Here is a 23089-nt window from a genome sequence, read left to right as displayed (position 1 = left end):
CCGATGGCATATCAAGAACGGGATGTCCTCTTGACGCTGCCGCACAAGCCTGAGCATGTATGTCCCGACATTATACCGTGGCCCGGGGCTGCATCGCCAGCCTGAAATGCCCAAGCGAAGACAAGTGTTCACATGCTGCTGCTGATCGACAACTACGACTCGTTTACCTACAACCTCGTGCACTACTTGGGCGAACTTGGGGCCGAAATGGTCATTCGCCGCAATGATGCGCTGGATGTACAGGAAGCCATGGCGATGAACCCCGCCGGTATCCTTCTGAGCCCTGGCCCCTGCGACCCCGATCAGGCGGGTATTTGCCTGGCCCTGACAGAAGCCGCCGCCGAAACAAAAACGCCGCTACTGGGCGTGTGCCTCGGCCATCAGACCATAGGTCAGGCCTTTGGCGGCAAGGTGATCCGCTGCCATGAGATCGTACATGGCAAAATGGGCACGATGGAGCACACAGGCAAAGGCGTTTTCGCTGGGCTGCCTTCGCCTTTTGAGGCCACCCGCTATCATTCCCTGATCGTGGAACGTGAGACATTGCCCAATTGTCTTGAGATCACGGCAGAGTTGGAAGACGGCACCATCATGGGTCTGCAGCACAGGGAACTGCCCATTCACGGTGTCCAGTTCCACCCGGAATCCATTGCATCCGAGCATGGCCACGCCCTGCTCAAGAACTTCCTGCAAGAACTGAAAGTCCCCGCATGAGCGACGCGCTGAAACCGTTGATTGGCGCATCCGCTGATCGACCCCTGACCCGTGCCGAGGCGGAACAGGCTTTTGCCATCCTGTTCGATGGCGAAGCCACGCCCAGCCAGATCGGCGGACTGCTGATGGCGATGCGCACGCGCGGCGAAACCGTGGATGAGTACGCTGCCGCCGCCGCTGTCATGCGCGCCAAGTGCAACGCTGTGAATGCTCCGGCAGGCGCGATGGATATCGTGGGTACGGGGGGTGACGGCAAACACACGCTGAACATTTCAACGGCAACCGCCTTCGTGGTTGCCGGTGCAGGCGTTGCCGTTGCCAAGCATGGCAACCGGAACCTCAGCTCGAAATCCGGTACAGCTGACCTTCAATCCCAGATGGGGATCAACGTGATGGTTGGCCCGCAAGTTGTTGAAAACGCATTGAATGAGGCTGGCATCTGCTTCATGATGGCCCCCATGCACCACCCGGCGATTGCCCATGTGATGCCCACCCGGCAAGAACTTGGGACCCGCACGATCTTCAACATCCTTGGGCCACTGACCAACCCTGCGGGCGTCAAACGTCAGCTGACCGGGGCCTTCAGCCGCGAGTTGATCCGTCCGATGGCCGAAACACTGGGTCTTTTGGGATCGGATCGGGCATGGCTTGTCCATGGCTCGGACGGCACAGATGAGTTGACCATCACGGGCATCAGCTGGGTCGCCGCGCTGGAAGATGACACTGTCAAACAGGTTGAGTTGCACCCAGAAGACGCGGGCCTGCCCGTTCACCCGTTCGAAGACATCATCGGCGGCACACCCGAGGAAAATGCCGTCGCCTTCCGCGCGTTGCTGGAAGGCGCATCATCGGCCTATCGCGATGCGGTTCTTTTGAACTCGGCGGCCGCACTGGTCATCGCAGATGCCGCAACGGATCTGCGTGAAGGTGTTGAAATGGCTGCCGAAAGCATTGACAGTGGCAAAGCGAAAGAAAAAGTAGCCGCCCTGGCGCGGATCACACAGGAAGCCGCATGACCGAGACTGTTCTGGACAAAATCAAGGCCTACAAGCTGGAAGAAATTGCAGCGGACAAGGCGCAAAAATCCCTGGCCGACCTGGAAAGCGAAGCCCGCAACGCCTCGGAAGTGCGCGGCTTTGCTGAAGCATTGCATACCGCATCGCGAACCGGATATGGACTGATAGCCGAAGTCAAAAAAGCCAGCCCGTCCAAAGGTCTGATCCGCCCGGATTTCGACCCGCCAGTTCTGGCAAAGGCTTACGAAGATGGTGGCGCAGCCTGTCTGTCAGTTCTGACCGACACGCCCAGCTTTCAAGGGGCAAAAGAGTTTCTGACCGCTGCTCGGGCCGCCACCAACCTGCCCGCTTTGCGCAAGGACTTCATGTACGACCCCTATCAGGTTGTCGAAGCGCGCGCTTTGGATGCGGATTGCATTCTGATCATCATGGCCTCGGTCGAGAATGCGCAGGCCGCCGAGTTGGAACAGACCGCTTTTGATTGGGGCATGGACGTACTGATCGAGGTTCATGACGAGGCCGAACTTGAGCGCGCCTCCCAACTGAAAAGCCCACTGATCGGGATAAACAACCGCAATCTCAAGACGTTCGAGACCACACTTGATACGACACGGCGCTTGTCGAAACTGGTGCCTGGCGACCGGACCATCGTCTGCGAAAGCGGTCTGGGTACGCCTGACGATCTGGCCGACATTGCCCGGTATGGGGCGCGGTGCTTTCTTATCGGCGAAAGCCTGATGCGTCAGGATGATGTGGCAGCCGCGACCCGCCATATCCTGTCCAAGCCTTTGATCCCCGGGGTGATGTGATGCCCCTCACCCATTTTGACGCGCAAGGTCAGGCGCATATGGTCGATGTGTCGGACAAGGCAGTCACTGCCCGGGTGGCTGTGGCCGCCGGGCATATCAAGATGGCCCCGGCAACATACGACCTGATCTCTGAAGGACGCGCCAAGAAGGGTGATGTTCTGGGCATCGCGCGCCTTGCTGGGATCATGGGGGCCAAGAAAACACCCGATCTGATCCCGCTCTGCCATCCGCTGCCCGTAACCAAGGTTGCTGTGGACCTGAAACTGGATCCAGACTTGCCGGGCGTACAGATCGAGGCGACCGTAAAGACCTCGGGCCAGACCGGGGTTGAGATGGAGGCCCTGACCGCCGTCTCAACCGCAGCGCTGACCGTCTATGACATGACCAAGGCGGTCGATAAGGCGATGGAAATTGGCGGCATTCGTGTGTTGCTGAAAGACGGTGGTAAATCAGGGCGTTACGAGGCGACATGATTTCGGTCGAAGACGCCCGCACCCTGTTGTTCGATCTGGTCTCTCCGCTGCCCGCCGAGACGGTGCCGCTTGTGCACTCTGCAAACCGGGTGCTGGCAGAGGACGTGGTCGCGACACGGGATCAACCACCCTTCGCCGCATCGTCGATGGACGGGTATGCGGTCAAGGCGGCTGAAGTCGAACTTCACGCCATGTTCAAACTTGTGGGTGAGGCGGCGGCCGGAAAACGGTTCGACGGCCAAGTTGGACCAGGGCAAGCCGTGCGCATCTTTACCGGAGCCCCGGTTCCCGAAGGCACTGATTTTGTTGTCATTCAGGAAGATGTCGACCGGCGCGGCGATCTGATCACAATCACCGACGCCCCCGGTTCCAAGACCAACATCCGCCCTGCCGGCATTGATTTTGGCCAAGGCACCAAAATCACCGCTCCGCGTGTAATCCGCCCCGAGGATATGGCGCTGATGGCAGCTATGAATATCCCGCAGGTGCCGGTTGCGCGACGGCCCCAGATCGCTCTGATTTCGACGGGCAACGAGTTGGTCATGCCCGGCGAGACACCCGGGCCGGATCAGATCATTGCATCGAATACCTTCGGACTGAAGGCTCTATTGGAACGCCACGGCGCCCATGTCCGCATCCTGCCTATCGCGCAGGACACTGTGTCATCGCTTGAAACCGCCTTTGGACTGGCCGCAGGCGCGGATCTGGTGGTTACAATCGGCGGGGCATCCGTTGGCGACTATGATCTGGTATCTGAGGTGTCCGAGGCGCTGGGGATGGAGCGGTCGTTCTACAAGATCCGAATGCGCCCCGGTAAGCCGCTGATGGCCGGGCGCATGGGCGACGCCGCGATGGTCGGCCTGCCGGGAAACCCTGTCAGCGCAATGGTTTGCGGATATCTATTCCTTGTGCCCTTGGTACATCGCATGCTGGGGTTGGATGCAGCCATTGCCCCGTTTCAAACGGCCACACTGGCCGAACCGCTGTCTGCCAACGGCCCGCGTGAACACTACATGCGTGCAGTCGTGGATGAAAATGGCATTCGCGCCTGCGCCGATCAGGACAGTTCCTTGCTGAGTATCCTTGCCCAGGCCAATGCTCTGCTGGTGCGCCCGCCCGAGGACCCGGCGCTGCCTGCAGGAGCCAAGGTTCACTATCTGCCGCTGTAGAACATCCTCAAATTCGTTGACACAAAACGTGAACATGCGTAGAACAAAAGAAAACGCATGAGCGACGAGGTGTGAGCGATGCTGACCAAGAAGCAGTTGGATTTGCTGGAATTCATCCATAAACGCGTGCAGGCGGATGGTGTTCCGCCCAGCTTTGACGAAATGAAAGCTGCGCTGGACCTTCGATCAAAATCTGGAATCCACCGGCTGATCACCGCCCTGGAAGAGCGTGGTTTTATTCGACGACTGGCCCATCGTGCCCGCGCCATAGAAATTGTGAAACTGCCCGAAAGCCTTGGGGGCGAGCCAACAGTGGGGTTCAACCCACGCGTTATTGACGGGGACAAACCCGAAGGTCCACGTCCTGCGAATTTCGAACCCGTCTCGGTGGACGCACTGGAACTGCCCGTCATGGGACGGATCGCCGCCGGCGTTCCGATTGAAGCGATCAGCCATGTCTCGCACAGGGTGGCGGTGCCCGGCCCGATGGTTTCGGGTCAGGGATCACACTATGCGCTTGAGGTTCGGGGCGACTCGATGATCGACGCCGGGATCAACGATGGCGACGTTGTCGTGATCCGTGAGACATCGACAGCTGACAACGGCGATATCGTGGTTGCACTGGTCGAGGATCAGGAGGCGACACTCAAACGGTTCTTCCGCCGCGGTCAGGCCATTGCGCTCGAGGCCGCGAATCCAGCGTATGAAACGCGCGTGCTGCCTGAAGACAAGGTTAAGGTGCAGGGGCGACTTGTCGGGTTGATCCGCACATACTAATTCTGCCGCTTCGATCGGTTCCCGTGCGATTTCGGGGACCACAACCTGTTGCCGGTCTTATCCGCGCTCGAGATCATTTTGTCACCCGAGATCGACAAGCTGCCCGTTTGGGACAAGCGGTCCGGGTCGAACAAACCGCAATCGCCTTCCACATTCAGCGGCACCGATGACACAACGATCTGGTTTTCATGGCACTTGGAAAACCCGAGTGCGGCGCGTTTTCCGGTGATGTGTATGACTTCCTTGTCTTGCAAAACAATGCGTTGGATCAGGTCGGCCTCTCCCGGCCATCGCGCGGCGGCCTGCCCCTGATCCTGCCCGTCCCCATCGTTCTCCAACCAGACGGCTGCTATGAAACCGCTGCCCCTCTCTTTGCTCAGCGCCCGGCCCTGATCGGTCATCACACCCACCAAGCCACCGGATTCAGCGATCAGGACTTCGGGCCGCTGGCCAGACGACCACATCAGAAACGCCAGTGTGACCGGTGCCAGACCGATCCACCGCGCACGACCCTGCCACAGGGCAAGCCAAAGCGCCCCAAATGCGATCAGAGGCAGAACGAACCAGGGCGGGCTGACCACGTAGCTTTGCGCACCGCCAAGACCGGAAACCCAATCCGCAATCATCAGAATCCAGCGTAGCCCGGCACCCATTACGTGCAACGCAATCCACTCGAGCCCAAACGGAGCCAACAAAGCGGCCACCACTGCCGAGGGCACCACAACGGATCCCATAACCGGAACGGACAGCAAGTTTGCCAGCAACCCGTAATGCGACATCGTATTGAAATGAGCAGCCCCGATCGGCGCCGTCGCAAGGCCCGCAATGGCGGAAGACATGAGCACACCGACCACGGGACGGAACCATTTTGGTCCGGGGGTGGGACCAAATTTGCGCAGGGCGCCGAACACGGCAACCAGCGCTGTGGTCGCGGCAAATGACATCTGGAAACCGGGGCTCAACAGCGTTTCGGGGCGCAGGGTCAGGACAATCAGCGCGGCGACAGCAACGGCCCGAAGCGAGATCGCGCGCCGGTCAAACAGAACAGCGCCCAGCATGACGCTGACCATGACAAAGGCACGTTCGGTGGCCACATTGCCCCCGGACAACATCAGGTAAATCACCGCGGCCACCAGCGCGCAACCCGCCGCAAGTTTGCGCACCGGCGCGCGCAGGGCCAACGCCGGGATTGCGGACAGACCGATCCGACACGCAACAAAGACAAATCCTGTCAAAAGCCCCATATGCAGACCAGAAATCGCCAGAAGATGTGCCAGGTTCGAGGCCCGTAGAGACCCGAGTGCCTCCTGCCCCATTCCACTGCGGTCGCCGGTGGTGACGGCGGCTGCGAAACCGCCGACCTCACCGGGCAGAAGAGCGCGCACGTGTTCGGAAATCGCCATTCTGATCGCGGTGATCCGAACGCCTTTCAGCGCATCCTGAGGGGGCGCGATGGTCATGACAGGAACACGCGTATAGCCGACAGCGCCCAACCCCTGAAACCAGGCATGGCGGCGGAAATCAAAGCCTCCGGGCTCGACCGGGCCTTGCGGGGGCGACAGATGGGCGGTGGTCATGATGCGCTGGCCCGGCGCAATCGGTCCCACCTGAGAATGAACAGAAAGACGGATGCGCTGCGGTCGTCGGTGTTCAGGCACGTCCCCTACCCGCACCTGATCCAACGTCAGTCGCAGCGCATCCGAGGCAGACCGGTCCAGGGCGACGACCCTCCCCTCGACAGGGCCGTAGTATCGCCATGACAGAACCGGTTCCGCCACCGTATGGGCGCGGGCCCCCGCCAGCAAAAAGCCGACACCAACCAGCGCCCCCCCGATTGCCAACGATCCCCATCCCGCAGGCAATACGCGGCACAGGCCGATCAGACTCAGACCCGTACAGGCAAGGCCCAGATAGACCTGCCATCCGGGTTCGAACCCCAGCCCAAAGTACAGGCCGATCCCCATGGCCAAACACACCGGTGACCAGGGAAACAAGAACCCTGTCTGGTTCAGCAGCGCCGCCTGGGCCCGTGCAAGAACACGCATGGTTGCCCCCGTCCTTCGGGCTCGTTAGACAGGCGCCAAGCTACGCCCATCGCGGTTACCAAAAGGTTAATCAACACAATGTCCGACAAGGTCGTCACCCGTTTTGCCCCTTCGCCTACCGGTTTTCTTCACATCGGCGGCGCGCGCACTGCGCTGTTCAACTGGCTCTTTGCGCGCGGGCGTGGTGGCAAGTTCCTGCTGCGAATCGAGGACACCGACCGCGAGCGCTCGACCCCTGAGGCGACGGCAGCGATTCTGCAGGGAATGGAATGGCTGGGCCTGGACCATGATGGCGATGTGATCAGCCAGTTCGAAGGGGCCGCGCGGCATGCCGAGGTGGCGCACAACCTTTTAGCCGAGGGCAAGGCATACAAATGCTTTTCGACCCAGGAAGAAATCGCGGCATTCCGCGAACAGGCCCGAGCCGAAGGTAAATCGACGCTGTTTCGAAGCCCGTGGCGCGACGCGGATGCCGCGACCCACCCTGACGCGCCATTTGTGATCCGCATCAAGGCGCCTCAGGATGGCGTGACCGTGATCCGCGATCAGGTGCAGGGCGATGTGACCATCCGCAATGATCAATTGGATGACATGGTCCTGCTGCGTTCGGATGGCACACCGGTCTACATGCTGGCGGTTGTTGTCGATGATCACGACATGGGCGTCACCCATGTTATTCGCGGTGACGATCACCTGAACAACGCCGCCCGACAGATGATGATCTATCAAGCGATGGGCTGGGACGTCCCTGTCTGGGCCCATATCCCGTTGATACACGGGCCGGACGGCAAGAAACTGTCCAAACGCCACGGAGCCTTAGGCGCGCAAGAATATCAGGCGATGGGCTACCCCGCCGCCGGTATGCGCAATTATCTGACCCGTTTGGGATGGAGCCACGGAGACGACGAGTTTTTCACCGATAAGCAAGCCAGGGAATGGTTCGACCTCGGCGGCATCGGAAAAAGCCCGGCACGTTTCGATCTAAAAAAGCTCGAGAATCTGTGCGGCCAGCATATTGCGATCTCGGATGATGCTGCGTTGCAGCAAGAAATCGATAAATATCTAGCGGCAGCGGATCTGCCGGCTCTGACAGAGACACAATCGAGTGATCTTTTTCGCGCAATGTACTGCCTCAAGGATCGTGCACGTACTTTCCCAGAGTTACTTGAAAAAGCTCATTTTATTCTAACGTCTCGCCCCATTGCGCGGGACGAGAAAGCGGAAAAGGCCCTGTCATCTGTATCCGATGGTATACTGAGAGAATTGACGCCGCAGCTGCAAAATGCTAGCTGGTCCCGGAACGAGCTGGAGGAGGCTTTGAATTCCTTTGCTGAAGCACGGGAACTCAAGTTCGGCAAGCTGGCGGGGCCTCTTCGGGCCGCTCTGGCCGGTCGGGCGGTGACACCTTCGGTTTTTGACATGATGCTTGTGCTGGGACGAGATGAAACTCTGGCGCGGCTTTCTGAAGCAGCGGAATAAACCCTAACTTCATAATCGGGTAACGCTGCACCGCTAACACACCCGGGCTGCGCGCCCGCGCGCAGTCATTGCCCGCAGGTTTGGGCGGTGCTTAGACCTGCGCACAAATGAAGAAGGGACAATCATGACTGATAGCAACAAAACAGCAACTCTGACCGTCCACGGCAAAGAATACGAATTGCCGGTTCACTCACCGACTGCTGGGCCTGATGTTGTAGATATCCGCAAGCTTTATGGCCAGGCGGGTGTGTTTACCTATGATCCCGGCTTCACGTCGACTGCAAGCTGCGACAGCACCATCACCTATATCGATGGTGAAAAAGGGGAATTGCTGCACCGCGGTTATCCGATTGATCAGTTGGCCGAGAAATCCCACTTTCTGGAAGTGTGCTACCTGCTGCTGTACGGAGAACTGCCGAGCGCCAAAGCCCTTGAAACCTTCGAGACGACGATCACGCGCCACACGATGCTGCACGAACAGATGCAGTATTTCTATCGCGGTTTCCGCCGTGACGCGCACCCGATGGCCATCATGGTGGGTGTTGTCGGCGCGATGTCAGCCTTCTATCACGATTCGACCGACATCGCCGACCCGCATCAGCGCGAGGTTGCCTCGCACCGCCTGATCGCCAAGATGCCGACCATCGCGGCGTGGGCCTACAAGTATCACACCGGGCAGCCCTTCGTGTATCCGCGCAACGATCTGGACTATGCGTCGAACTTCCTGCGCATGTGCTTTAGCGTTCCGGCCGAAGAATATGAGGTGAACCCGATCCTCAGCCGCGCGATGGACCGCATCTTTACCCTGCACGCGGATCACGAGCAGAACGCCTCGACCTCGACCGTGCGTTTGGCGTCGTCATCTGGTGCCAACCCCTTCGCCTGTATCGCTGCCGGTATTGCCTGTCTGTGGGGTCCGGCGCATGGTGGTGCGAACCAGGCCTGCCTTGAGATGCTGGAGGAAATCGGCACAGTTGATCGCATCCCCGAGTATATCGCCCGCGCCAAGGACAAGAACGATCCGTTCCGCCTGATGGGTTTCGGCCACCGGGTTTACAAGAATTTCGATCCGCGCGCCAAAGTGATGAAGCAGTCGGCCGACGAAGTTCTGGATCTGCTGGGCATTGAAAACAACCCCAAGCTTCAGGTCGCAAAAGAACTGGAACGCGAAGCGCTGGAAGATCCGTATTTTGCCGACAAGAAATTGTTCCCGAACGTGGATTTCTACTCGGGCATCATTCTCGAGGCGATGGGTTTCCCGACATCCATGTTTACGCCGATCTTCGCCCTGTCGCGCACCGTGGGTTGGGTCAGCCAGTGGAAAGAAATGATCGCTGATCCTCAGAACAAGATCGGTCGTCCGCGCCAGCTATATCTGGGCGAGACCAACCGCGACTATGTGGATATTGAAAACCGCTGATTGAACAGACAGAAACAACGCCCCGAGCTTTCGGGGCGTTGTTTGTCAGAACAGGCTCAACTGATCGCCCGCCTGCGGCGGCCTGGCGAACAGGTCACAGCGCAGAGCATCCGATTTTTCCTTCAACCCCAAGCGTTTGATTGTCAGCTTGAAGCGTTTGGCGACCATTTCGGCATATTCGCCTTTGCCGCGCATCCGGTGCCCCCAACGCGGGTCGTAGTCCCGACCGCCATGCATATCGCGCAGTTTCGACATCACCTTTTCAACCCGATCCGGTTGATGATCTGCCAGCCACTTTTGCCACAGCGTCGACACTTCACGCGGGAGGCGCAGCATGATCCAGCTGGCCGTATCAGCCCCGGCCTCCTGTCCGGCCTCCAGCAGGGTTTCCAGTTCGTGATCGGTCAACCCCGGCACTATCGGAGAAGTCATGACCCGCACCGGCACCCCTGCCCCGGTCAACCGCCGGATCATCGCCAGTCGGCGGTTCGGGGATGGCGCGCGTGGCTCCATCCGGCGTGACAGATCTGCGTCCAAAGTCGTCAGCGATATGCCGACCCGAACCAAACCTTTTTCGGCCATCGGGGCAAGGATGTCCAAGTCGCGCTCGATCAGGGCACCTTTGGTCACGATCGCAATCGGATGGTTGAACTCACGTAGTACATTGAGGCACGCGCGGGTGATCAGGCGGGTTTTCTCGATCGGCTGATACGGGTCTGTGTTGGTGCCCAGGGCGATGGGCGCGACCTTGTAGCTGTGCGCCGATAGTTCGTGGCGCAGAATCTCAGCGGCATTGGGGCGTGCAACAAGCCGGGTTTCGAAATCCAGCCCGGCAGATAGCCCCAGATAGGCGTGGCTAGGTCGTGCAAAACAATAAACACAGCCATGTTCGCATCCCCTATAGGGGTTGATCGAGCGATCAAACGGCAAATCGGGCGAACGATTATAGGTTATCACACTGCGGGCCACCTCATCCCGCACCTCGGTCCGCAGCACAGGAATGTCCTCTTCAATCTCCCAGCCGTCATCAGAAGCAATTGTGGCCAGTTTTTCAAAGCGACCGGCGTCGTTTGACGCGACCCCGCGGGCTCGGATATTGGTTTGAGATTTCATTTTGTTCGCTCTTTGTTCTATGTTGAACTTACGGGACGATCCCATGCAGAGCAACCTTGCCCCTGAGTTGCGTAACCTGAGCCAAATGCAGGATGATCTTGCATATTATTCTGTCGCCGCATCAGAAATTCTGCCCTATACGTCGGTCCCGAAACCACTGAGGTCGCAATCGTCACAGTCAAGCTGCGACGATTTAGCCAAAACGGGAAAAATGCCACCGCGGACAAGAGGTCTGCACAGCTCAGGGAATTGCGCCATGTCCGAAGAAGAAGACATCGTCCTGTCCGAACTGAATGACGACGAACTTGTCGAACAGATGTTCGACGATCTTTACGACGGCCTGAAAGAAGAGATCGAAGAAGGTGTGAACATCCTGCTGGAACGCGGCTGGATTCCCTATGACGTTCTGACCAAGGCACTGGTTGGCGGAATGACGATTGTGGGTCATGACTTCCGCGACGGAATTCTGTTTGTGCCCGAGGTGCTGCTGGCTGCCAACGCCATGAAAGGCGGTATGTCGATCCTCAAACCGCTGCTGGCCGAAACCGGTGCCCCGCGCGTCGGCAAGATGGTAATCGGAACCGTCAAGGGCGACATCCATGACATCGGCAAGAACCTTGTTTCGATGATGATGGAAGGTGCAGGTTTTGAAGTGGTCGATCTGGGTATCAACAACCCGGTCGAGAACTATCTGGAAGCACTGGAAAACGAACAGCCTGACATTCTGGGCATGTCGGCTCTGCTGACGACCACCATGCCGTATATGAAAGTCGTGATCGACACACTGGTCGAACAGGGTGTGCGGGATGACTATATCGTACTGGTCGGCGGCGCGCCTTTGAACGAGGAATTCGGTAAGGCGATCGGCGCCGATGCCTATTGCCGTGATGCGGCTGTGGCGGTTGAAACCGCCAAAGAGTTCGTGTCGCGCAAGCACAACCAATTGGCGGGATAAGAACGCAATTCTGTTCTGAAAGGGCCGCTCGTTTTCGGGCGGCCTTTTTTGTCCCGATCCACGCTGCCCCGATCTGATTGCCGGGACCAGCACCTACCAATGGGGACCTGAATGACAAAAGACCAACTGCCCGACGATGCCAGCCTGACAACCAACGGCTATGCGGACACTGGCAAAGGCCGCATTCTACTGCTGGCCTGCGGGGCGTTGGCGCGCGAGATTCTGGACATTAGGAACCGCAATGGCTGGGATCATATGGCGCTGACCTGCCTTCCAGCCATTTTGCATATCCACCCCGAGCGTATCACCCAGGCCGTCGAAGAGGCTGTTGCCACGCACCGCGATCAATATGATCAGATCTACGTGGTCTATGCCGATTGCGGCACAGGCGGTCTGCTGCAAAAAGCCTGTGAGAGGCTGGGCATCGAAATGGTCAAAGGCCCCCATTGCTATTCGTTTTTCGAGGGCAACGAAGCCTTTGCAGCCAAGGGCGATGACGAGACAACAGCCTTCTACCTGACCGATTTCCTGGCCCGCCAGTTCGATGCGTTCGTCTGGAAACCACTCGGTTTGGATCGCCACCCCGAACTGCGCGACATGTATTTCGGGAACTACACCAAACTGGTCTATCAGGCGCAGACCGACAACCCTGCGCTTACGGCGCGCGCGCAAGAGTGCGCCGAAAAAATGGGACTGACCTTCGAGCGCCGTCTGACAGGTTACGGAGATCTGAAAACGACATTGGCCGATTGGGCCTCAAGATCGCACTGAAATCAGGCGTTTTCCTGCGCCACCTCGCGGATACGTTCGATCATCGATCGCAACCCGTTCGAGCGTTGCGCCGACAAATGATCGTTCAGACCCAGACGGGCCAGTTCGCCGCCAGCATCCACCTTTGTGACGTCAGCCACCGGCAAATCGTTGTAAAGAGACCGTAAAACCGCGATCAGGCCACGCACGATCAACGCGTCACTATCGCCGTCAAAGCGGAACACGCCGCCCTCGATCACCGGGTGCAGCCAGACCTGGCTGGCGCAGCCATGGACCTTGGTTGCCGGCACTTTGAAGGCGTCGTCCAGAGGCTCCATCGCTTTGCCCTGCTCGATCACATGGCGATAGCGGTCTTCCCAATCTTCCAGGAACTCGAAATCTTCCACAATCTCTTCAAAGGCGGGCGTTGCCATGGTGCGGCGATCCTTCCGTTGCATTCACAATTGTGACCTATGTCGACGATGGCCCCCTGTCCAGCCCCTGCCGTGGCTTTTCAAGACCCGGAAATTGCGCTAACCCATTGCTTGAATTACTGTCAAAGCTGTGGGTCCATGCAAAAAACACTGTCCTTTCTTGTCGTCGCCGCGTTGACCCTGTCTGCCTGCAACAGTTGGCGGGATTCGCGTGCGAACCCATCCAACTGGTTCGGCTCCAGCACGCCTGCTCCGGTCGAACCCACGCCTGTCGATGAAGCAAATGCGCTGGTCCCGCAACAAGGCGATGGCAGAGGTCTGTTCGCGCGCCCGGAGGAAGAAGACACAAGCGTTCCAATCGCCAGAATCGATGAGCTTCGGATTGATCCGACCCCGACAGGCGCAATCATCTATGCATCCGGAACAGCCCAGCGTCAGGGGGCATTCAACGCGCAACTGGTGCCGGTTGTATCGGACGAAAACCAAGAGAATGGCATCATGGCGTTCACCTTTCGTGTGAACTATCCCAAATCGCGGACGGCCCAGGGAACCGAACGGTCGAGAATGGTGTCAGATGCAATCAACGTGACCACTCAGGAGCTTCAGAGCGTTCGTCTGGTCCGCGTTATCGGTCAGCAAAACGCGCTAGAATCGCGGCGTCGCTAAGCGTCTAAAGCGAAACAACCTTAACGGTCTGACCTTTTGCGGCCAAAGCGATCTTGCCTTCGCACAGTTTCAATGCGTCTTCGCCAAACACTTCAAACCGCCAGCCGGACATGGCAGCAACGTCACGCTCACCTGCTGCAATCTGGTCCAGTTCCGAACTGGTAGCGATGAGTTTCGCCGCCACACCAGAGCTTTCGGTTTTGGATTTCAGAAGCACCCGCAACAGATCGGCCAATGCCGGGTTCACCTTGAGCTTGTCACGGCTGGTATCCACCTGGGGCAGATCCTCCGGCGGGCAATTCACGCCACGTTTCACTGCGGCCAGAATGCCCTCTGCGATCGCCCCTTTGCGCGCCTCGCGCAGCAGAAGACGCGATCCGCCAAGGTCCGAGGGTGTTTTGGGTTTGGTGGACGCAAGCTCGATCAGTGCGTCATCCTTGAAGACCCGGCTACGCGGTATATTGTTGTCCTGCGCGTACCCCTCGCGGAACTGAGCCAGCTCGCGCACGACAGCGAGAAACTTCGCCGAATTGGTACGCGTTTTCACGCGCTTCCATGCATCTTCGGGTCGGATGTCATAGGTTCCTGACTGGGTCAGTGTGCGCAACTCTTCTGATACCCAGTGGCTGCGCTTGGTCTTTTCAAGCTCGGCTGCCAGATGTTCGTAAATCTTTCTTAGATGCGTCACGTCGGCCAAAGCATAGGTCTTTTGCGCATCCGTCAAAGGCCTTCGGGACCAGTCGGTGAACCGCGATGTTTTGTCGACGCCCAGCTTGCAAACTTTGCGCACCAGCGTCTCATAGCCAACCTGCTCGCCGAAACCGCATACCATGGCGGCAACCTGCGTATCGAATAGCGGCTTGGGGAAGACGTTGGCCTCTACCCAGAAAATCTCCAGATCCTGACGCGCCGCGTGGAATACTTTCACCACATCTTCGTTTCTGAACAGATCGTAAAGCGGCTCCAGCGACAGGCCCTGGGCCAAAGGATCTACCAAAACCGCGCTGTCCTCATCTTCGGATGGAACCGCCAGCTGCACCAGACAGAGTTTGGAATAATAAGTCCGCTCGCGCAGAAATTCCGTATCCACGGTGATGTAGGGAAAGGCCGCAGCGGCCGAGCAGAAATCAGCCAGCTCTTGCGTCGTCGTCAGGGTTTTCATGCGCCGTACTATTCTTGCTCTTGTTCTTCGTTTGACTGCCCGTTTTTCCGCGTCCCGAGCGATACAGGCGACCATAGGACGATTTCTTGGCGCGTGTAAATCACCCAAGGGCGATCACGGCAGCATAAGAACCGACCTGTTGCCTTCAGCGTAGTGACGCAGAACCGCCGGGTAGAGTTGGTGTTCCAGAACCAGCACCTTGGCGGCCAGGTCCTCGGGCGTGTCATCGGGCGAAACCCGGACCCGCGCCTGACCAAGGATGGGGCCGTCATCCAGCGCGGCCGTCACTTCATGCACGGTGCAGCCATGTTCTGCGTCACCTGCATCAATGGCCCGCGCATGGGTGTGCAGACCTTTGTATTTCGGCAGCAGTGATGGGTGGATGTTCAGCATACGACCTTGAAAACGAGAGACAAAATCGCCCGTCAAAACCCGCATGAACCCGGCCAGGCACACGATATCCGGTTGCGCGTCTTGCAACGGCTTCAGCAACTCGACCTCAAACGCTGCGCGGTCGCCCTTGAAGGGGCGATGATCCACAACGGCTGTAGCAATCCCGCGATCGCGCGCCTTTGCCAGACCACCGGCCCGCGCGTCGTTGGACAAGACCAGACAGGGCCGAGCCGGGTGATCTTCGGTCATGCTGTCGACCAACGACACCATGTTCGACCCGCTCCCGGATATCAGGATCGCGACGCGCTTGTGGCTCACAGCAGCTTGCCCAAATAGGACACGCCATCGGTGTCAGTGACCGTACCGATCCGCGAGACGCTTTCCCCCGCGTCCGCCAACAATACAGACAGCGTGTCTGCCTGATCGGGCGCGCAGACAACGATCAATCCGATCCCGCAGTTGAAGGTCTTCAGCATCTCAGCCTCGGCAATCCCACCGGTTGCAGCCATCCAGCCAAACACGGGTGGCAAGTCCCACGCCGTCAGGTCGATTTCGGCTCCAAGCCCCTCGGGCAGAACGCGCGGCAGGTTCTCGGTCAGACCGCCACCGGTGATATGCGCCAGCGCATGAACGCCCCCGGCCCGGATCGCCGCCAAAGCGGGCTTCACATAAAGACGTGTGGGCGTCAGCAACGCCTCTCCCAGCGAGCCTTCGCTGAAGGGCGAGTCTGCGTCCCAGTCCAGCCCAGAGATGTCGACCAGTTTGCGCACCAATGAGTACCCGTTGGAATGCACACCGTTCGAGGCCAACCCCAGCAACACATCGCCCGCCTGAACACCATTCGGCAAATCGGTTCCGCGTTCCATGGCACCAACCGCGAACCCGGCCAGATCGAAATCGCCATCCGGATACATGCCCGGCATCTCGGCGGTTTCCCCGCCGATCAGTGCACAGCCCGATTGCGCACAGCCTTCGGCAATACCTTCAATGATCCGCGCGGCCGTATCTGTATCCAGCTTGCCGGTTGCGAAATAGTCGAGGAAAAACAACGGCTCGGCACCCTGACAGATCAAGTCATTCACACACATGGCCACCAGATCGACGCCGACCCCGTCCACCACCCCGGTATCGATGGCGATCCGCAGCTTGGTGCCAACCCCATCTGTCGCACCAACCAGAATAGGATCTTCGTAACCTGCAGCCTTGAGATCGAACAGCGCGCCGAACCCACCCAGGCCGCTCATCACGCCGGGGCGGTTGGTGCGCTTGGCGGCGGGCTTGATCCGGTCGACCAGAGCGTTGCCTGCGTCAATATCCACCCCTGCGTCGGCGTAGGTGATTCCGTTTTTGCCCGCTGTCATGGTCAGTCCCTCATGAGTGCTTTCCGGGCGGGTTAGTCGATTGTGCGCGTGTATGCAACGGTCAGGCTTGACGCGGGCGTTCACCGTGATAGGCAAAGCGCTCAGGCGGGCCTGTAGCTCAATTGGTTAGAGCAGAGCGCTCATAACGCTTTGGTTGGGGGTTCGAGTCCCTCCGGGCCTACCAAAAACCGCCTAATCTTCGCGTTGCCCATAGGTGTATTCCGGTTTGGAACAGTCATTTTACGTCGCCGATTGTGCCGATGCTTGGCGGCCGCAGAGCAAGCCTCAGCGCCCAATGATGATGTCAGCGCACAACCCGCCCAGATGTTCGCTTTTTGCCAGACGCAGAACGCCGCCATGGGCGCGGGCGATGTCTGCGACGATGGCCAACCCCAACCCGACGCCGCTGCCTTTGTTCTGATTGCGCGCGGGATCAAGGCGGGTAAACGGTTTGACCGCCTCGGTGCGCTGTTCGGGGGGGATACCCGGACCGTCATCTTCGACCCGGATTCGCATCGATTTTGGCGTCAATGTCAGACTGACATCCGCCTTGGTACCGTAGCGCACGGCATTGCCGATGAGATTCTCAACCGCGCGGCGCATCGCGGTCGGGCGCAGCGTAACGGTGCCTTCGCCTTCGACACGCACCAAATCCGCCACATGCCCTGCGCGTTTCGCGTCACTGACGATCTGACGGAGCAGTGCCGCAGGATCGACCTCCTCGGCTGCGCCCTCGGACGCCCCGCGGGAAAAGTCGAGAAAAGCATCCAGTAGCGACTGCATTTCGGTGACATCTTGCTGCAATGGGGCAGCGTCTTCTTCCGGCAGCATCGACAGTCCAAGTTTCAAACGGGTCAAAGGCGTCCGCAGATCGTGGCTGACGCCAGACAACATCAACGTGCGTTGCTCCATCTGCCGTTCGATGCGCGCGCGCATATCTAAAAACGCATTTCCGGCTGCCCGCACCTCGATCGCTCCACCCGGGGAATACGACACGATCCGCCCGCGCCCGAACGCTTGCGCGGCATCCGCCAACCTTGTGATCGGCCGCAATTGGTTGCGCATGTACAGAAATGAAATCGAGGTCATAAGGATGGCGAAAAACACCATCGTCACGATCAACTGATGCGGTGCTGCCGGGGACAGGCGCCGACGGTCGAATGTGAGCTGCAAGATCCCAAGATGAGTGGAAAGGTACAACCTTGCTTCATCGCCGCTTGGCAGGGCAACGGCAACAAGATCGGGGAGTTCAGCCCTGAGGTCCGATTCGACCTGCGGCGCGATAAAATCGTACCACCGCCTTTTTCCAACATCCGGCGTTTCACTCACACCCAGAAACCGTAGTCGCATTTCAAGCGCCGTCTGATCCGGTCGCACCACGGCCAGCGCCTGCTGCTGGGTTTCCGAGTGTGCCATCGCCGCTGTTATCAGGTTGGCCTCACGCGCGGCGGACCGGGTCATCTGTGTCGTGACCTCTTCGAGGTGCCGCTGAAGAAACGCGTTTCCGACAACAAGCAACAGGACAACCACTGGCAGGACCAGGATCAAGGCGGCCCGGACATAGAGGCCGCGCGGCATATAAGGTTTGAGCCATTGAGTGGACATGCGCTAAACCTAGCGGGCTGCCCGGATAAGAGAAAGAGCACAGAATGCAGGCACCCGATGATTTCAACCCGCCCGCAGGGATTGCGCAGGAATTGCACCCGGGACTGCGGCGCATTCTGGCTCCAAACCCGTCTCCGATGACCTATCGCGGCACCAATACATATCTGCTGGGTACGGGTGATTTGGCTGTCATCGACCCTGGTCCGCTGAACGACGCGCATCTGGATGCCATATTGGGTGCAGTCCTGCCGGGACAAAGAATCAGTCATATCATCGTCACCCACAGCCATCTGGACCATTCACCACTGGCCGCCCCACTGGCTGCGCGAACCGGCGCGCCGGTTCTGGCCTTTGGTGGCCCAGAGGCCGGGCGCAGCGCCGTCATGAAACAGCTTGCCAGGAACGGACTGGTCGGAGGCGGCGAAGGCATCGACACCACATTTCGCCCGGATATCGAAGTCGCTGACGGCGAAGTGGTCGCTGGGGAAGACTGGCAGCTTGAGGTGATCCACACGCCCGGCCACCTGGGCAATCACATCGCATTGGCGTGGGGCGATATCTGTTTCACCGCAGATCACGTCATGGGCTGGGCCAGTTCGCTTGTCTCGCCCCCGGACGGAGACCTGACCGATTTCATGGCCGCCTGTATGCGGCTTCAACAAAGGACGTGGTCGGTCTTTCACGCAGGTCACGGCGCGCCGATAGAAGCCCCCTCTGAACGGTTGGATTGGTTGATTCAGCACCGTTTGAGTCGAGAGGCACAGATCCGGGCAACACTTGCACAGGCACCGGGAACCGCGCGTCAATTGGCCGAACGTATTTACACGGATACACCCAAAGCTCTGTTACCTGCGGCGGAACGCAATGTCCTGGCCCATTTGATTGATTTAATGGGAAAATCCCAGGTGGCGCCGAACGGGCCTTTGTCGTCGGATACCGTTTTCAAGCTCGACGCGTGATCTCCTGAAAAATCTTGAAATTCGCGCGCTTCCCCTCTGGACGCCGAAAATCGGTGTTGTTATACGCGCATCAGTTCCGGCGTAGCTCAGCGGTAGAGCAGTTGACTGTTAATCAATTGGTCGTAGGTTCGATCCCTACCGCCGGAGCCAAACTTTCCCCTCAGTTTCACCAAGATCAGGCAATCCAACCTCAGGCTGTTTGAGGTAGCGTTTTTTCGTCGAAAAAACTTGGATGCCCCCACTGGACGCCGACAAAACGGATTGCTATACGGCGCGAACCGTTCCGGCGTAGCTCAGCGGTAGAGCAGTTGACTGTTAATCAATTGGTCGTAGGTTCGATCCCTACCGCCGGAGCCAATTTCCCGACATCACCCAGCCAGTGCATCCTCAAACTGCGCGCGCAGATTGCGTTTCAGAACTTTCCCGGTGGCGTTCAGGGGAAGGGCATCGACAAAAAAGACTTTGTCCGGAACCTGCCATTTGGCAATCTTGCCTTCGAAAAAGGCCAATAGTTCCTGCTCAGACGGCTCTTCGCCCTCTGCTTTTACAGCAACTAGTATAGGACGCTCGTCCCATTTCGGATGCGGTACACCAACGACGGCAGCAGTGGCCAACTTTGGATGCGCCACGGCAATGTTTTCCAGCTCGACCGAGCTGATCCATTCCCCTCCGGATTTGATGATGTCCTTGGATCGATCGCGGATGGTCATGTAACCATCCGGATCCAGCGTGGCGACATCCCCGGTGGCGAACCAGCCGTCCTGCAGAAGGTTTTCGTCCTGCATCTGGTAGTAACTGTCCAGAACCCAATGCCCCCGCACCATCAGATCGCCCTGGGTATCCCCGTCATGCGGCAGGTCATTGCCGTCGTCATCAACGATTTTCAGTTCCACCCCAAAGGGTGGCCGCCCCTGATTTTCGCGCAGGCGGTGCTGTTCCTCGATGGGCAGTTTGCGATGTTTGGCCATGGGGACATTGGCGCTTCCCAGTGGGCTCATTTCACTCATGCCCCAGGCATGAACCGTGTCGACGTCATACTCCTCGCGGAAGGTTGTGATCATCGAGGGCGGACAAGCGGCACCGCCAATCACGGTGCGCTCAAGACTGGCCAGGCGACTGCCCGATTTTTCGGCATGGGCCAGCAACCCCTGCCAGATCGTGGGGACACCCATCGCCACCGTGACACCGTAGGTATCGATCAGTTTGACAAGCGACGCTCCGTCCAGACCGGGCCCCGGCAGCACCATTTGTGATCCGGACATGGCGCAGGCATAGGGTGATCCCCACGCGTTCACATGGAACATCGGCACCACAGGCATCACCACATCCAAAGCCGAATAGCCAATCACGTCGCGCACGTTCGAACCAAAGCTATGAAGCACCGTCGAACGATGTGAATAAAGAACGCCTTTCGGATGCCCCGTGGTTCCCGACGTGTAACATAGGCTGGAGGCGGTGTTTTCATCGAACACGGGCCAAGTGAAATCGTGATCCCCTGTATCGATAAGCTCATCATAGAACTGCAAACCGGGTATCTGCGCCGCCGCTTCGTCATCCCGAGGGCCCATCAGTACAAAATGCCGAACCTCGGTCAACTCGTCCTTCAAGGCCGCCACCAGCGGAATGAAGGTCGCATCAAAGAACAGCACGCGATCCTGCGCGTGGTTGATGATGTAGGTCAGCTGTTCGGGGAAAAGACGCGGATTCACCGTGTGACAAACAAGCCCTGCGCCCGAAGTGGCATAGTAGATTTCAAGATGTCGCCGGTTGTTCCACGCCAGTGTTCCGATTCTGTCCTGAGGCTGCAACTCCAGCTTTGTCAGGGCTGACCCCAGTTTCCTCGCGTTTCCAGCAATCTCAGACCAGTTTGTCTGCGTGACTGTACCGTCGGTTTCCACCGACACGATATCCGCCTGACCGTGATAGCGCTCGGCGTGATTGATCAGTGACGAGATCAGCAGTGGCTGCGTCATCATCTGTCCCAGCATGGACATCCTCCCTTTTTTGCGGCGCAGCCGTTCGCGGCCATCACCTTGCCATCTTTTCATTGACGCGCAGCAAGGTTGTGTCCTGCGAGCCAATCAAAACGGTTTCTTGGGAAGAACCCTGCCAAGCATTTAAATGTCTGACAATAAAAGAATGCAGCTTGTCGCCATGACAAGCCGCATTTTTTGTCCTCTAGTCACGGTGGCGCAAAGCATATGCAACAAGGGCCGCGGTCGATCCGTCCTTGTCACCCGCACTCTGATCACCGTCCACAATCGGACCCAATGACGTGGCAAGTTCCTTGCCCAGTTCAACGCCCCATTGGTCGAACGAGTTGATGCCAAGCAAGATACCCTCGACGAAAACGCGATGTTCATACAGCGCGATGATCTGGCCCAGAACAAAGGGCGTCAGCTTGGGATAGATCAAAGTGGTCGAGGGACGATTGCCAGGGAAAACCCGGTGGCGCGCCTGCCGGCCCAACTCGTTCCCTTGCAGACCTGTCGCCGCCATGCGCGTACTGGCTTCTTCCAGAGATCTGCCGCGCATCAGCGCTTCGGACTGTGCCAGACAATTGGCCAACAGCAAGCGGTGATGATGGGCCAGTTCGGGTTCATGACCTTCGGCCGCGACCATGAATTCACAGGGGATCACGTCTGTTCCCTGATGGATCAGCTGGTAGAACGCATGCTGACCATTTGTGCCGGGCTCGCCCCAGACCACAGGTCCGGACGGCACCGCCAATGGGCTTCCGTCCATCGCAACTGACTTGCCGTTCGACTCCATCTCCAACTGCTGGAAATAGGCAGGCAGACGCAACAAGCGCTGATCATAGGGTAAAACGGCCCGGCTGGCATGACCCAGCACCTGACGATGCCAGATACCAACCAGGGCCAGCATTACAGGTACGTTCTCGACCCAGTCGGCCGCGCGGAAATGCTGGTCCATCGACTGACCACCGCGCAGGAAGGCATCGAACGCATTCGATCCCACAGCGATCATCACCGGCAGACCCACTGGCCCCCAGACGGAGTAGCGGCCACCGACCCAATCCGCGAAACCGAACACGCGCGTCTCTGGAATGCCAAAGGCCTGCGTTTTGTCCAGCGCACTTGAGACAGCGGCAAACTGGTTGGCCGGGTCTCCTCCACCGTCGGTTATCCACGCCCGTGCCGTCCGGGCGTTGGTCATGGTCTCAATTGTGGTGAAAGTCTTCGAGGCGACGATCACCAGCGTCCGAGTCGGGTCAAGCTGGCGCAGCGTATCGGCGATATGCGCGCCATCGACGTTCGAGACATAGTGCAGGCGCGGCCCGTCATGGTAAGGAGCTAAAGCATGGGTCGCCATCACCGGCCCCAGATCAGAGCCACCGATGCCAATATTGACCACATCGGTAAAGCTGCCGCCTGCCCCCGTCACTGTACCCCCGCGCACTTCCTCGGCAAAGACACGCATCCGCTGCAAGGTCTCCAGTACGTCCGGCATGACGTCCTGACCATCCACCTGAACCGGCCCGCCATCCAGATTGCGCAAAGCCGTGTGCAGTACCGCACGATCTTCGGTCTCGTTGATCTTCTGACCAGAGAACATCGCCTCACGTCGCGCGGCCAGATCGGCCTTTTGACACAGCTCGGTCAGTGCCGCACGGATATTGTGGTCGATCCGCGTTTTGGAATAGTCGAACAGTAGATCGCCGGTTGAGGCCGAGAAATCCTGCGCCCGACCCGCATCCGCGTCGAACAGATCAAGAATGCGTCCCTGCTGCGATGTAGCAAGTGATTTAAGTTTATCAAATTGCATGGT

General features: G+C 58.7%; 21 protein-coding genes and 3 tRNA genes. 15 read left to right on the top strand and 9 right to left on the bottom strand.

Features of this window, described 5'->3' with window-relative positions; all coding sequences use genetic code 11:
• Nucleotides 1-132 precede the first annotated feature (132 nt).
• The 6 genes from ACR0L4_RS02960 (at nt 133) to lexA (ending at nt 4958) form a co-directional block, all read left to right on the top strand.
• A complete protein-coding gene (locus ACR0L4_RS02960) occupies nt 133-714 on the top strand; it encodes an aminodeoxychorismate/anthranilate synthase component II (protein WP_170748730.1) in 582 nt (193 codons plus the stop codon).
• A complete protein-coding gene (gene trpD, locus ACR0L4_RS02955) occupies nt 711-1730 on the top strand; it encodes an anthranilate phosphoribosyltransferase (RefSeq protein ID WP_480510462.1) in 1020 nt (339 codons plus the stop codon). Before ACR0L4_RS02960 ends, trpD begins: the two co-directional genes overlap by 4 nt.
• Nucleotides 1727-2539: an indole-3-glycerol phosphate synthase TrpC gene (gene trpC, locus ACR0L4_RS02950; RefSeq protein WP_480510460.1), complete on the top strand. Its 813-nt coding sequence runs from the start codon at nt 1727-1729 to the stop codon at nt 2537-2539. The genes trpD and trpC overlap by 4 nt, the downstream gene beginning before the upstream one ends.
• Nucleotides 2539-3012, top strand: coding sequence for a cyclic pyranopterin monophosphate synthase MoaC (gene moaC, locus ACR0L4_RS02945; RefSeq protein ID WP_480510458.1), 474 nt, complete (start codon nt 2539-2541; stop codon nt 3010-3012). The genes trpC and moaC overlap by 1 nt, the downstream gene beginning before the upstream one ends.
• The gene (locus ACR0L4_RS02940) at nt 3009-4181 is read left to right on the top strand and encodes a molybdopterin molybdotransferase MoeA (protein WP_480510456.1); all 1173 of its coding nucleotides are present in this window, start codon (nt 3009-3011) and stop codon (nt 4179-4181) included. Before moaC ends, ACR0L4_RS02940 begins: the two co-directional genes overlap by 4 nt.
• 78 nt (nt 4182-4259) lie before the next feature.
• Entirely contained in the window at nt 4260-4958 is a 699-nt protein-coding gene (gene lexA, locus ACR0L4_RS02935; RefSeq protein ID WP_480510454.1) for a transcriptional repressor LexA, read from the top strand.
• Here the strand turns inward: lexA and ACR0L4_RS02930 are convergent.
• Nucleotides 4955-7003 carry a ComEC/Rec2 family competence protein gene (locus ACR0L4_RS02930; RefSeq protein WP_480510452.1) on the bottom strand — a complete coding sequence of 683 codons (2049 nt, stop codon included), beginning with the start codon at nt 7001-7003 and terminating at the stop codon, nt 4955-4957. The two genes, lexA and ACR0L4_RS02930, sit on opposite strands and share 4 nt — an antisense overlap.
• Nucleotides 7004-7081: 78 nt before the next feature.
• On the opposite strand from ACR0L4_RS02930, the gene gltX reads away from it, so the two are divergent.
• Together gltX and gltA are read left to right on the top strand one after the other, a co-directional pair.
• Nucleotides 7082-8482, top strand: coding sequence for a glutamate--tRNA ligase (gene gltX, locus ACR0L4_RS02925; RefSeq protein WP_480510450.1), 1401 nt, complete (start codon nt 7082-7084; stop codon nt 8480-8482).
• A gap of 124 nt (nt 8483-8606) precedes the next feature.
• Entirely contained in the window at nt 8607-9902 is a 1296-nt protein-coding gene (gene gltA, locus ACR0L4_RS02920) for a citrate synthase (protein WP_170748722.1), read from the top strand.
• 45 nt (nt 9903-9947) lie between these two features.
• Here gltA and ACR0L4_RS02915 read toward each other — a convergent pair whose 3' ends face one another.
• Nucleotides 9948-11015, bottom strand: a complete 1068-nt coding sequence (locus tag ACR0L4_RS02915) for a PA0069 family radical SAM protein (RefSeq protein ID WP_480510448.1) — start codon at nt 11013-11015, stop codon at nt 9948-9950.
• Nucleotides 11016-11271: 256 nt separating this feature from the next.
• Here ACR0L4_RS02915 and ACR0L4_RS02910 point away from each other — a divergent pair, with 256 nt between their 5' ends.
• Together ACR0L4_RS02910 and ACR0L4_RS02905 are read left to right on the top strand one after the other, a co-directional pair.
• Nucleotides 11272-11970 (top strand): cobalamin B12-binding domain-containing protein, encoded by a 699-nt coding sequence (locus tag ACR0L4_RS02910; protein ID WP_170748720.1) that lies wholly within the window; start codon nt 11272-11274, stop codon nt 11968-11970.
• 111 nt (nt 11971-12081) lie between these two features.
• Nucleotides 12082-12741, top strand: a complete 660-nt coding sequence (locus ACR0L4_RS02905; protein WP_480510446.1) for a DUF1638 domain-containing protein — start codon at nt 12082-12084, stop codon at nt 12739-12741.
• Between the two features lie 2 nt (nt 12742-12743).
• On the opposite strand, the gene ACR0L4_RS02900 is transcribed toward ACR0L4_RS02905, so the two are convergent.
• The gene (locus tag ACR0L4_RS02900) at nt 12744-13154 is read right to left on the bottom strand and encodes a SufE family protein (protein ID WP_480510444.1); all 411 of its coding nucleotides are present in this window, start codon (nt 13152-13154) and stop codon (nt 12744-12746) included.
• Nucleotides 13155-13292: 138 nt separating this feature from the next.
• Between ACR0L4_RS02900 and ACR0L4_RS02895 the strand changes: the two genes are divergently transcribed.
• A complete protein-coding gene (locus ACR0L4_RS02895) occupies nt 13293-13820 on the top strand; it encodes a hypothetical protein (protein WP_480510442.1) in 528 nt (175 codons plus the stop codon).
• 4 nt (nt 13821-13824) lie between these two features.
• Here the strand turns inward: ACR0L4_RS02895 and rnd are convergent, their stop codons facing one another.
• The 3 genes from rnd to purM form a co-directional block, all read right to left on the bottom strand.
• Nucleotides 13825-14982 (bottom strand): ribonuclease D, encoded by a 1158-nt coding sequence (rnd, locus tag ACR0L4_RS02890; protein WP_480510440.1) that lies wholly within the window; start codon nt 14980-14982, stop codon nt 13825-13827.
• 114 nt (nt 14983-15096) lie between these two features.
• Nucleotides 15097-15693 carry a phosphoribosylglycinamide formyltransferase gene (purN, locus tag ACR0L4_RS02885; protein ID WP_480510438.1) on the bottom strand — a complete coding sequence of 199 codons (597 nt, stop codon included), beginning with the start codon at nt 15691-15693 and terminating at the stop codon, nt 15097-15099.
• Complete coding sequence (gene purM, locus ACR0L4_RS02880) at nt 15690-16736, bottom strand: phosphoribosylformylglycinamidine cyclo-ligase (RefSeq protein ID WP_480510436.1); 1047 nt, start codon at nt 16734-16736, stop codon at nt 15690-15692. Before purM ends, purN begins: the two co-directional genes overlap by 4 nt.
• A 107-nt stretch (nt 16737-16843) precedes the next feature.
• Between purM and ACR0L4_RS02875 the strand changes: the two genes are divergently transcribed.
• Nucleotides 16844-16920, top strand: a tRNA-Ile gene (locus ACR0L4_RS02875).
• A gap of 101 nt (nt 16921-17021) precedes the next feature.
• Here the strand turns inward: ACR0L4_RS02875 and ACR0L4_RS02870 are convergent.
• Nucleotides 17022-18341 carry an ATP-binding protein gene (locus ACR0L4_RS02870; RefSeq protein WP_480510434.1) on the bottom strand — a complete coding sequence of 440 codons (1320 nt, stop codon included), beginning with the start codon at nt 18339-18341 and terminating at the stop codon, nt 17022-17024.
• A 44-nt stretch (nt 18342-18385) separates the two neighbouring features.
• Between ACR0L4_RS02870 and ACR0L4_RS02865 the strand changes: the two genes are divergently transcribed.
• From ACR0L4_RS02865 to ACR0L4_RS02855, 3 genes are all read left to right on the top strand, one after another.
• Nucleotides 18386-19300, top strand: a complete 915-nt coding sequence (locus tag ACR0L4_RS02865; RefSeq protein WP_480510432.1) for an MBL fold metallo-hydrolase — start codon at nt 18386-18388, stop codon at nt 19298-19300.
• A gap of 75 nt (nt 19301-19375) precedes the next feature.
• A tRNA-Asn gene (locus ACR0L4_RS02860) sits at nt 19376-19450 on the top strand.
• Between the two features lie 132 nt (nt 19451-19582).
• Nucleotides 19583-19657, top strand: a tRNA-Asn gene (locus tag ACR0L4_RS02855).
• 11 nt (nt 19658-19668) lie between these two features.
• Here the strand turns inward: ACR0L4_RS02855 and ACR0L4_RS02850 are convergent.
• Nucleotides 19669-21288: a long-chain-fatty-acid--CoA ligase gene (locus tag ACR0L4_RS02850; RefSeq protein WP_480510430.1), complete on the bottom strand. Its 1620-nt coding sequence runs from the start codon at nt 21286-21288 to the stop codon at nt 19669-19671.
• A gap of 190 nt (nt 21289-21478) precedes the next feature.
• Nucleotides 21479-23086, bottom strand: a complete 1608-nt coding sequence (gene pgi / locus ACR0L4_RS02845) for a glucose-6-phosphate isomerase (protein ID WP_480510428.1) — start codon at nt 23084-23086, stop codon at nt 21479-21481.
• Nucleotides 23087-23089 lie beyond the last annotated feature (3 nt).

It is taken from the genome of Ruegeria sp. AB5 (assembly GCF_056542645.1).
Note: the sequence above shows the minus strand (reverse complement) of the source record. Positions and strands in the feature narration are given on the sequence as shown.